10 protein-coding genes are annotated in these 10,811 nt (G+C 55.9%); 2 read left to right on the forward strand and 8 right to left on the reverse strand.

Features of this window, described 5'->3' with window-relative positions; genetic code table 11:
• Both K5905_RS17245 and K5905_RS17250 read right to left on the reverse strand, forming a co-directional pair.
• A partial coding sequence (locus tag K5905_RS17245; RefSeq protein WP_297586064.1) for a sodium:proton antiporter occupies positions 1–1,671 on the reverse strand: 1,671 nt, incomplete at its 3' end.
• A 69-nt stretch (positions 1,672–1,740) separates the two neighbouring features.
• On the reverse strand, positions 1,741–2,655 hold the full coding sequence (locus K5905_RS17250) for a DMT family transporter (protein WP_297586065.1): 915 nt from the start codon (positions 2,653–2,655) through the stop codon (positions 1,741–1,743).
• Between the two features lie 232 nt (positions 2,656–2,887).
• Between K5905_RS17250 and K5905_RS17255 the strand changes: the two genes are divergently transcribed.
• A complete protein-coding gene (locus K5905_RS17255) occupies positions 2,888–5,047 on the forward strand; it encodes a malate synthase G (protein WP_297586066.1) in 2,160 nt (719 codons plus the stop codon).
• 193 nt (positions 5,048–5,240) lie between these two features.
• On the opposite strand, the gene K5905_RS17260 is transcribed toward K5905_RS17255, so the two are convergent.
• The 3 genes from K5905_RS17260 to K5905_RS17270 all read right to left on the reverse strand — a co-directional run bounded on the left by K5905_RS17260 (position 5,241) and on the right by K5905_RS17270 (position 6,686).
• Positions 5,241–5,852, reverse strand: a complete 612-nt coding sequence (locus K5905_RS17260) for a hypothetical protein (RefSeq protein WP_297586068.1) — start codon at positions 5,850–5,852, stop codon at positions 5,241–5,243.
• Between the two features lie 115 nt (positions 5,853–5,967).
• The gene (locus K5905_RS17265) at positions 5,968–6,297 is read right to left on the reverse strand and encodes a BrnA antitoxin family protein (RefSeq protein ID WP_297586070.1); all 330 of its coding nucleotides are present in this window, start codon (positions 6,295–6,297) and stop codon (positions 5,968–5,970) included.
• Positions 6,298–6,530: 233 nt separating this feature from the next.
• Positions 6,531–6,686 carry a hypothetical protein gene (locus tag K5905_RS17270; protein WP_297586072.1) on the reverse strand — a complete coding sequence of 52 codons (156 nt, stop codon included), beginning with the start codon at positions 6,684–6,686 and terminating at the stop codon, positions 6,531–6,533.
• Here K5905_RS17270 and K5905_RS17275 point away from each other — a divergent pair.
• Positions 6,685–7,440: a hypothetical protein gene (locus K5905_RS17275; RefSeq protein WP_297586073.1), complete on the forward strand. Its 756-nt coding sequence runs from the start codon at positions 6,685–6,687 to the stop codon at positions 7,438–7,440. The genes K5905_RS17270 and K5905_RS17275 overlap by 2 nt on opposite strands.
• A gap of 36 nt (positions 7,441–7,476) precedes the next feature.
• On the opposite strand, the gene K5905_RS17280 is transcribed toward K5905_RS17275, so the two are convergent.
• From K5905_RS17280 to K5905_RS17290, 3 genes are all read right to left on the reverse strand, one after another.
• On the reverse strand, positions 7,477–8,688 hold the full coding sequence (locus K5905_RS17280) for a mandelate racemase/muconate lactonizing enzyme family protein (RefSeq protein WP_297586075.1): 1,212 nt from the start codon (positions 8,686–8,688) through the stop codon (positions 7,477–7,479).
• A gap of 11 nt (positions 8,689–8,699) precedes the next feature.
• Positions 8,700–10,187 carry an aldehyde dehydrogenase family protein gene (locus K5905_RS17285; RefSeq protein WP_297586076.1) on the reverse strand — a complete coding sequence of 496 codons (1,488 nt, stop codon included), beginning with the start codon at positions 10,185–10,187 and terminating at the stop codon, positions 8,700–8,702.
• On the reverse strand, positions 10,184–10,811 hold a 628-nt coding region (locus K5905_RS17290), incomplete at its 5' end, for a GMC oxidoreductase (RefSeq protein WP_297586077.1). The genes K5905_RS17285 and K5905_RS17290, both read right to left, overlap by 4 nt.

Below are 10,811 nucleotides of genomic sequence, written 5' to 3' on the forward strand. Positions count from 1 at the left end.
GAACCGGAAGGCGAAACCGAATTTAAGCGGTTGGCGGGTTGCCTTGATGTACCCTGCACGACCATCGCTGCGGGTCAGATCGCCAATACGACCCGTCAGGGTCAGGAAGCGCGAGACAGACCGTCCGGATATCGTTTTTTCATGAAAATGCTCAAGAACCAGCTGCTGTTCCCGGTCCGCGAGTGCGATCAGGCCAATGCGTACGCGGTCCCAGTCCTTGAGCTCTTCCAGCTTGTTGGTCTCTGACGCGGCAGAGGCAGCCCGGTCCTCATAGTCCTTGAGCACGTTTCCCGAGACACGCTCTTCGATGTGATAGTCCTTTGCCGCTGTCTCCAATTCCTGGCGCACGTCGGAAAGGGCAAGGGCCAGAAATTGGGTTCGCAAGGCCTCGTCACGTGCATTCAGGCGATCCAGGCCAAGAAGGCGGATGAGCGGTTTGAGGCTGGTGCCGTAGACGAGCAGCGTAAACAGCACAAATCCCGTCGCCAGTTTGGTGATGAAACCGGAAACTTCGTGCTCCAGGCCGGTATGTTCGGAAACACTGAGTGCCAGTGTCAGGGTAACAGCGCCGCGCATGCCACCCCACAGGATCACGGTCTTGTATTTGTTATTGACTGATTGTCCGGCGCCAATGCGGCTCAGGATCGGCAGCAGACCGAAAATAACCACCGCTCTTGCCGCAAGTGCTGCGATGATCACCACAAGCAACAACAGAATGTCGATCGGAGTGAAGCCTTCGACGAATTTCGGGATCAGGATTGCCGACAGCAGAAAGATCAGGGAAGCCGCCCAATAGGAAAGCTGCTCCCAGACCGAATGCAGAAATTGCCAGTTGGACGGATGAATGCGGGATGGTCCATAGAGGTTGAACACCGTTCCGGCGCAGACAACCGCCACCACGGCGGAGACGTCAACGAACTGGTCGCTGAGAACATAGGTTCCGTAGGGAAGCGCCAGGCTGAGCGTCACCTGAGCAAGAGGCAGGTCGCGCATCAGGGGCAGAAGGCCGACGGCAAGGCGTGCCAGAACGGTTCCGATCACAAGGCCGCCAATGAATGAGCGGCCAAACGCGATTGCCGCCTCTCCCGCACTCAGGCTCTGGTGACCCGTCAATATGCCCAGGAGAATGACGAAGATCACAATGGCAGCAGCATCGTTCAAAAGGCTTTCGCCTTCCACGATCCGGCCCAGTCTTGCAGGAGCGCCGATGTCTCTGAAAATCGCAACAACCGCGACCGGATCGGTGGTGGCGACAATCGATCCAAGCAGAAGACAGACGATCAGTGACATTCCGGCAAGTGGATAAAGGGCAAAGCCGATAAAACCGGTGGCCACGAAGACAGCAACCACGGCCATGACAAGGATCGGGCCGATGTCTTCAAGGATGCGGCGTATATCCAGTGTCAGGGATGTATGAAACAGCAAAAGAGGAAGAAAGACATAGAGAATCATCTCCGAATCCACGGGGGGATTCACGAAGACATTGGCTATCGTATTAAAAGCATCTGTGCGCGGAGTATAAAGGAGATAGGTCGCCAGAATACCGATGAGCGTGCCAACCATGGCCAACAGGACGCTCGGAGCAAGCCCGAACCGTCGTGCCAGTGGTTGCACAAGAGACGTTGTGACCAGCAGAAGCGCGAAGACGCCTGTAATTAAAGGTGTTTCCATAAAAACAATGTGCCCTGCGAATGCGGCAAATTCAAATTATGCAGCAAGAAATCCGTTAGCGACCTGAACTCATCCTTTCGCCTTTCTTTCCGAGAGCCAGATCCCGACAAGAACCAGCGCAAGAGCGGTGCCGTGATGCCACTCAAATGGCTCTCCCAGGATCGAGACGGCCAGAACGGCGGCAAAGATCGGCACCAGGTTGATGAACACGCCTGCACGTGCCGGTCCGATCAGCTCCACCCCGCGCATGAAAAAGATCTGGGACAGACAGGACGGAAACAGGGCAATGTAAAGAACGACACCCCAGCCATGCTGGGTTGGCCATTGTGCGGTACCCGTCGACAATTCGAAAACCAGACCGGGTATGGATGTAACTGCGGAGATCGCGGAGAGCACTGCGAAGAATGTCAGACCCGAGACAAGCGGACGGTTTCGAAGCGCAAGCGTGTAACCGGAATAAAGGACACAGGCGGTCAGCATGATGCCGTCGCCCGGATTGACGGCAAGTGCCAGCAACGTGTCCAGACTGCCCTGGGCAGCAATCAGTGTTACGCCGACAAGTGTCAGCAGGATACCGGCGACCTGCAGCAACCGCGTTTTTGTTCCGAAGGCAAGAACCGACCCGATCAGAACAAAGACCGGCATGGAGCCTTGAATGATCCCGAGGTTGACGGCGGTCGTCTGCGTGGCGGCGATATAGAACAAGGAATTGAAGCCGACAAACCCGAATGCGGCCATCAGGACCATGCGTGGAAAATAGGGACGCATGACCGACCACTCGGCCCGAATACGCGGCCATTGAAACGGTAGGAGAATACCGGCCACGATCACCCAGCGCAGAAAGACCACGACCATGGGAGACACTTCGCCGACAGCAAGACGCCCGGCAACGGTATTGCCTCCCCAGAACAGGGCCGTGAGCGCGAGCATGAGATACGCGTTACCATAAGTCAGGTCTCCGAAACGTTTTGCGATCGCGAACATCAGGATCTTTCTGTGGGAAGGGGTAGCGGAACACACATCGGTATCGGATCTGCGGCCTGACGCAAAGTCCATTCTTTTTGTATACGTACCTATACTGTTAGAGATAATGACCTGGATCTTTTCCAAAATGGAAAAAGTCATGGGTAGGCTCGGGCAATTGACGACTGGCGGCTTAGACCCCAAAACACACGGCAAATGTCTGCGGACAAAAGAACTTGTTGGAGAAATAAAAATGACAGGCCGGATCGACGCCTATGGCTTGAAAGTTGCCGAGGTCCTTCACGATTTTATCAATGAAAAAGCCTTGCCGGACACCGGTGTCGATAAGGACCACTTCTGGAAGAGCCTGTCCGAACTCATCCACGACCTGGCACCAAAAAATCAGGCACTTCTCGAAAAACGGTCCTCGCTTCAGGCAAAAATCAACGACTGGCACAAGGCCAATCCGGGGTCACCTGATATGGCGACTTACAAGTCGTTTCTGAGTGAGATCGGATATCTGGTCCCCCTAGGCGATAACTTTGCCGTCGGAACGCAGAATGTCGATCCGGAAATCGGGCAGGTCGCAGGACCCCAGCTTGTCGTACCGGTGATGAATGCGCGCTATGCCCTGAATGCGGCAAACGCCCGCTGGGGTTCGCTTTACGATGCGCTCTACGGCACTGACGCAATGGGCTCCAAACCGCAGGCTGGCGGCTTTGACGAAGCCCGTGGCGCGGAAGTGATTGCCTATGCTCGCAAGATGCTGGACGAGGCCGCGCCGTTGTTGAACGGCAGCTGGTCGGGTGTCACCGGGTTTGCGGTTCTGGACGAAGGTTTGCAGGTTGCGACCGAAAACGGTCTGACCACTTTGGCGGATGCGGCTCAGTTTGCCGGATATTCAGGAGACCCTTCCGCGCCGTATAAAATCCTGCTGGTCAAAAACGGTCTTCATCTGGAAATAAATGTCGACAGTCAGCATCCGATCGGTCGGAACGACAAGGCGCATATCTCGGACGTCATTCTGGAATCGGCCATGTCTACCATCATGGATTGCGAGGATTCCGTCGCAGCAGTCGACGCAGAAGACAAGGTCGTCGTCTATTCCAACTGGCTCGGTCTGATGAAGGGCGACCTGGAAGAGACCTTTGAAAAGGGTGGCGATACCGTCACCCGTCGCATGCACGGAGACCGGAATTACACCGCGCCCGATGGCAATGCGCTGACGCTGCATGGCCGCTCACTGCTTCTTGTCCGCAATGTCGGTCATCTGATGACAATCGATGCGGTTCTGGACAAGGACGGCAATGAAGTGCCGGAAGGTTTGCTGGACGGCATGATCACTGCGCTGATCGCACTTCATGACATCGGTCGGAACGGACGGAACCTCAACAGCCGCGCCGGGTCGGTCTACATCGTGAAGCCGAAAATGCACGGTCCGGAAGAGGTTGCGTTCGCGTCCGAAATCTTCAACCGGGTTGAAGACACTTTCGGTTTGGACCGCAACACGCTCAAAATGGGCATAATGGACGAGGAACGCCGCACCACGGTGAACCTGAAGGAGTGTATCCGTCAGGCAAAGGATCGGGTGTTCTTCATCAATACCGGTTTCCTCGACCGTACCGGTGATGAGATGCACACTTCCATGGAAGCCGGTCCGATGATCCGCAAAGGCGACATGAAGGCTGCGACCTGGATCGGCGCTTATGAGAACAACAATGTCGATGTCGGGCTTGCCTGCGATCTGCCAGGTCACGCGCAGATCGGCAAAGGCATGTGGGCAATGCCGGACCTGATGCATACGATGATGGAACAGAAGATCGGTCACCCGATGTCCGGTGCCAATACGGCATGGGTGCCGTCCCCCACCGCAGCTACGCTGCACGCCATGCATTATTATCAGGTCTCTGTTGCCAATCGTCAGGCTGAACTGAAAGCGCGCGAGGCGGCAAGGCTGGAAGACATTCTGTCCATTCCGGTTGCCGGACGGCCAAACTGGACACCTGAAGACATTCAGGCCGAGCTCGACAACAACGCACAGGGTATCCTCGGCTATGTTGTGCGCTGGGTGGAGCAGGGGATCGGCTGCTCCAAGGTTCCGGACATCAACAATGTCGGCCTGATGGAAGACCGCGCCACCTTGCGTATCTCCTCCCAGCACATTGCCAACTGGCTGCATCATGAAGTCGTCAGCGCGGAGCAGGTCATGGAAACCATGAAGCGGATGGCTGGGGTCGTCGACGACCAGAATGCCGGTGACCCGCTCTACCATCCGATGGCGAACGATTTTGACACCTCTGTCGCTTTCCAGGCTGCCTGCGAGCTGGTCTTTGAAGGCACCAGGCAACCCAACGGCTACACGGAACCGGTGCTGCACCGCCGCCGGATCGAATTCAAGGCCAAAGTGGCCTGAACCGATAGGCGTTTCTTCGCGTCAGCCCTTTAGGCACTCACGGTGAGTTATCCGCCTTCCTTGGTTCTGTTGACCCAAGGGAGGCGGAAATGCCGTGAGAATTGGTAACAAATAAAAACGTATTTGCTTCGTAGCCGGTATCAACGCCTGTTTATCAAGGTTCCTTGGCAATGGTCCTGTGCATCGCCAGGTTTTACCTGCAGCTTGCAATAGCCGTGGCAATCGCTTTCGAAGATCCGCGAAGACCATACCGAATTACCAGGATCCCGGAAGGGTTTCGCACTTCGATGGCAGAGCCACGACTGAGCGCTGTTATGAGCGGGGCGTCGGATGCGATCGCGGTCGTGTGTCCGCCTGAACCCTTTTCAAATGTATGTGGGAAGTCGACACCGTCGACGGTGACGTGCATTGTCGCGGCAGGACCTTGAAGTCCGACGAGCATTATCTCGCTTCGTCCCTGACGGTCGCACAGGTAATAGAAGCCGTAAGTGCCATCAGCGTCGCCAAGGCCGGCATATTGAGCTTTTCCATCGAACGTTGTGCCTGCCGACCAGCGCGAAGTAACAGCGGCGACGGATGGTTTTGATGTTGCTGCGGTCTCGCCAGTTGAATTGCTCCCGGCCAGGCAGTTGTCCTTAACGCACTCATGATAAGCGGGGTTCGTGTTTGGGCCGAAATTCGCAAGGCAGCTCCATACACAGCGTTGTTGCTCTTCTTCCGTCATTGCCCTGACCGGTGACGCCAGAACCACAAGAAACAGAGCAAGATGCAAAGCCAGGAACCGTAACGGAATTACCATTGCCATCTACCTCTTCCTGTCTGCGTTCGCCAAGTGGTTTGAGATGGTCAAGCCGCATTGTCCAAAGTCCAAAGGCGCGTGGACTACCGATCCCTGTTCTCTAGAGTGCGCGCTTGGAGCTTCAATGGAGTTTCAATGAGGCTCGCAATGCCTCGTTGATCCGACGCTTCCAATCTCCACCTGCCTTCCGGAAAAATTCAACCACTTCTGCATCTAGATGGACTGCTACTGTTTGCCCAGTGGTTGCTTGCTTTTCAGGTGTGTCGGCTTCTTTGAACTGCGCCTCGATGGCTGCTTGTTCCGAGTTTGTAATGGTATAAGCGTATTTGCGAAATCTCTTTCCCGGGTCCGGTTCTGCGTCAATATCAGATACCGCCGAATTCGAGATGGTTTGGCTGTAGAGATCGAACCTGGTTCGCACACGCGCCATGAGATTACTCCGCGTTTGCATTTACCTTCCTTGGCAATGCGATTGTACCGCAAATCCCGATCAGGCGAAAATCCGAGCCTGAAACTGTGGCGGGTTTGGTGTTTTCACAACGTGGAATTGGCCGCAAAAAAGCGGACTCTTTGCTTCTTGCTGTCATTTTCTCAAACTGAGCGCGTTGACGATGGCGAAAAAAGAGAAACTGGCGATTGCACCGACATCGGTATCTGCGGAAGTTTCAACCCTATCGGATTTTGTCACTGGCATTGGGTCGTGCCGCTGCGCAGTTTGCCGTATGCTTCCCGTGCGATAGGGGGGGAGATGTCGGTCAAAAGACGAGAGTTTTCCGTACCAGGGAACCGCCGGAAGAGACGATGGATACCGGGCTTCACAACACCGTTTGTCTTGGCCATGGCAATATTTGCTCGGCCGCCAGGCGTTGCCGCGCAGGATAGTTTTACCTTCGGTGCCGATAATCTGGGCGCACCGATCGATCGTCCTGGGTTTGGTCCCGCCGGCCAGGCGGGAAAACGCGATTGGCCTGAACTCGGCGCTGACGGTCAGGGCGATTATGCCGTTGTTCTTGGCCGCCTCACAATTGCAAAACCAACCGAGGATGTTGCAGGGCTTTGGTCCGTCTATCGCGTGACACAAATGGTGTGCAACTCTCTGTACCGGGGTAACAAGACGCTTGCGGAGGTTGCTCCCAAAGGCTTCGTCATCGCGCGCGGTGACATCCACGCTCTTGGATTCGGAGGGAAAAACTGGGGCGAGAACTGGTACGCAATCACCAAAACCGGCGACAGCGAGGCGGACGCAGCCGAAGGTCACCCAGCATGGGAGATCAAGTACGACGACGACGGAAATCTGAGTTCCTGTAGCGTCACAATTGGTCCCGGGCCAGCTCGCGATAAGAGTGCGACCAATGATGCCGATCGCGCGCAAGCCATCCAATATATGTATATCGGTGTGCCGCAACAGTTCTCGGCAATCATCACTGAACCGCATTTTGCGGGGGTCTATCCCCTCAGTGCAAATGAACTGATCACGATGGCCGTTCCGTGCGGGGACGCGTGGTGCCGGATCTCGACCCTTTATGATTTCAGGCCGGGGAAGTGGCACTTTTCGTCCACTATCAGATTTAATCTCCCTGCCAAGGCGGAGTGATCCGGACCAACCTCACTTTGAAACACCCATTTGTATTCAAAGCGGGTTCGCAGGACTTTCCTGAAGACCGAGATGCAGCTCTTTGCCTGTATAAGGGTTTGCGCGTGCAACCTCTTCATCAAGATCATGGCCAAGCCCCGGCTCGGGGGAAGGAATGACGTAGCCTTCATCCCAACGGATCGGCGTTTTCAGCAGCTCGGAATAAAATCCGTCAAAGGTGCGGATAGATTCCAGCACAAGGAAATTCGGGCTGCAGGTGGCAAGCTGGATGTTGGCGAGCGCCACAAGCGGACCGCAATAAAGATGCGGTGCAATCTGGGCCGAATGACATTCCGCCATGGCGGCAATCTTCTTGGCTTCAAGCAGACCGCCGACCCGGCCGAGATTCATCTGCAGGATGCTTGCTGCACCTGTTTCAAGTACCCTCGAAAACTCGTATTTGGTGCAAAGCCGCTCACCGGTGGCGACCGGAATGGATGTAAATCGGGCAACTTCCGCCATATCCTCGGGCTTTTCCGGCGGGATCGGTTCTTCGAACCAGAGCGGATCGTAGGCCTCCAGTCGGCGAGCCAGGCGCTTGGCACCTGAAACAGTAAACTGACCATGCGTACCGAACAGAAGATCTGCACGCGTTCCGACAGCTTTGCGAATGGCGCGGCAGAAGTGTTCTGACCGGTCCAGATCCTCCAGGCTTGGCTGATGGCCATCATAAATCGTGTAGGGGCCGGCCGGGTCGAATTTCACAGCTGTGAACCCTTGTTCTACAGCGTCGAAAGCAGCATCCGCAGCAATATCCGGATCGTTGTAGACATTGGGCTCAGCCGGATCAGGATAGACATCGCCATCTGCCGGATAGAGATAGGTATAGGAGCGCAGGCGTTCGTGAACCTTGCCGCCCAAAAGCTGATAAGCAGGCTTGCCGGCAGCCTTGCCGACAATGTCCCAGCAGGCCATTTCCAGACCCGACAGCACACCCATAACCGTCACGTCCGGTCTTTGGGTGTATCCGGCACCGTAAGTCTTGCGCCAGAGCTTCTCGATATGATGAGGGTCTTCGCCATCGAACTGACGCTCAAAGACATCCTTTGCCATCGCCGCCACAAGATGTGGACCGAAGGTCGCGTTATAGATCTCGCCATAACCGACAATGCCGCAGGCCGTGACCAGTTTGACGAAGATAAAGTAACGTCCACCGTGACGAGGTGGAGGGTTGCCGACGACAAAGGTTTCAATTTGCTCGAGTTTCATGACCTTACGCTCTAGCTGGCGTTGCTGATGGTGATCGACTTCACTTTGGTATAAGCGTCCAGACCTTCCCAGCCTTTTTCTCGACCGTAGCCGGATTTCTTGTTGCCGCCGAAAGGAAGTTCAAGACCGCCGGCCCAATAGTCATTGACCGACACCTGACCGCAGTCCATCGCTGAGGCAATGCGCATCGAGCGACCGACATCATTTGTGTAGACGCTGGCAATCAGGCCGAATTCAGTTCCGTTTGCAAGTGAGACTGCTTCGTCCTCCGTCTCGAAATTCTGCACCGAAAGTACTGGTCCGAAGATCTCTTCCTGGACCGCCGGGTCATTCGGGGCAAGATCGGCAAGGATTGTCGGTTGGAAGAACCAGCCCTTGCCCGTATCCAAATCGGTGGCGACATCACCACCTGCGAGCAAATTGGCACCGCGAGCCTTGGCTGCGTCCACGTGGGCCTTGATGCGGGCCAGGTGCTGCCTGGAATTGACGGCACCCATATCGGGTGAGGTCAGACCGTGGCCGGTTCTGATTGCGAGCGCCCGTTCAGTCAAAATGGCTAGGACGTCGTCGCGAATTGATTTGTGCAGGATCAGGCGCGAGCCTGCCGAACAGATCTGGCCTGAATTTGAGAAGATCGCCCAGTAAGCACCATCGGCAACCTTTTCAGGATCCGCGTCCTCGAACGCGATCAACGGCGACTTGCCGCCGAGCTCCAGTGTCAGTCGGGTAACATTTGGAGCCGCTGTCTGTGCAACACTGACGCCTGTGTTGACCGAGCCGGTAAAGGTCAGTTGCTTGATGCGTGGATCACGCGCCATTTGGGCGCCAATGTCAGATCCGAGACCGGTGACGACATTTACAAGTCCGTCCGGAACGCCGGCTTCGCTCAGAAGTTCGGCCATGACAAGCGCGGTAAAGGGTGTTGTTTCGGCGGGTTTGGCAACAACGGAGCATCCAGCTGCAAGGGCAGGGGCGACACCACGCGCGAAGGTCGATGTGGGGTAGTTCCAGGGTATGATATGCCCGGTCACTCCGACCGGTTCGCGCACGGTGAAGGCGGTGTAGGCGGTGCCGAGATTGACCGAGCGGCCATCGAGTTTGTCAGCAGCGCCGGCGTAATACTCGAAAAGACGCGCAGAGGATTGAACATCGCCCTGTGCTTCGGCCAAGGTCTTGCCGCTGTCGACCACTTCAAGGACCGACAGGCGGTCGGCGTTTTCCCGAAAAAGGCGCGCCACATTGTTCAGGATGCGGCAGCGTTCTGGCGGTGAAACTTGCCGCCAGTGACCGGCAGCGCGCTCTGCCGCACCGATAGCCTTGTCCATTTGGGCTTCGTCACCCAGTGAGAATTCGGCGAATATTTCGGCCCGGCCCGGGTCGAAACTTTCCATTTTTCGATTGCCGGCAGGTGTAAACTTGCCGTCGATGAAATGACCCTCGGGGAGGTCGTGCAGTTTGCCTCTCGTCAGATAGTCTTGTGCAAGGTCCAGTGCTGTCATGGTTTGGTTCGTTTCCGGTCTTCAAGAATGATATCTGCCCCCTTGAGGGCCAGCATCATGGTTGGGGCATTGGTATTGCCAGATGTAATGTTCGGGAAGGCGGATGCATCGACGACGCGCAGTCCGTCAACGCCGTGAACTTTCAGTCGACTGTTCACGACTGTGGTTTCACGGTTTTCGCCCATTCGACAGGTTGAAACCGGATGATAGACTGTCGTCGCACGGGCGCGAAAATCGGCAAGAATGCCTTCGTCATCAAGCTCAGTCAGATGTGGTGCAACAGATCCGGCGACCAATGAAGTCAACGATTTGCTCTTCATCAGTCTTTGGCACAGTTGACCGCCGGCGATCACCGTGTGTCGGTCCTCTTCGGTGGCCAGCGAATTCGGCTGGATTTTCGGTGCGACAGCGCTGTCTGTGCTTTTGATATCGATCCGCCCCCGACTGGTCGGTCGGGCAGGCTGGGCACAAATGATGAACCCGTTAAACGGGTCGATCGACAGCCGGGTTCTGGCATTGGTCGGGGCAAGACTATAGCTGATCGGGTTAAAATAGAGCTGCTGGTCCGGGTGATTGAGACCATCACGGGACCGGAAAAAGCCACCGCATTGATTCACGGACAAT

The organism is Roseibium sp. (assembly GCF_025698965.1).
GTDB lineage: Bacteria > Pseudomonadota > Alphaproteobacteria > Rhizobiales > Stappiaceae > Roseibium.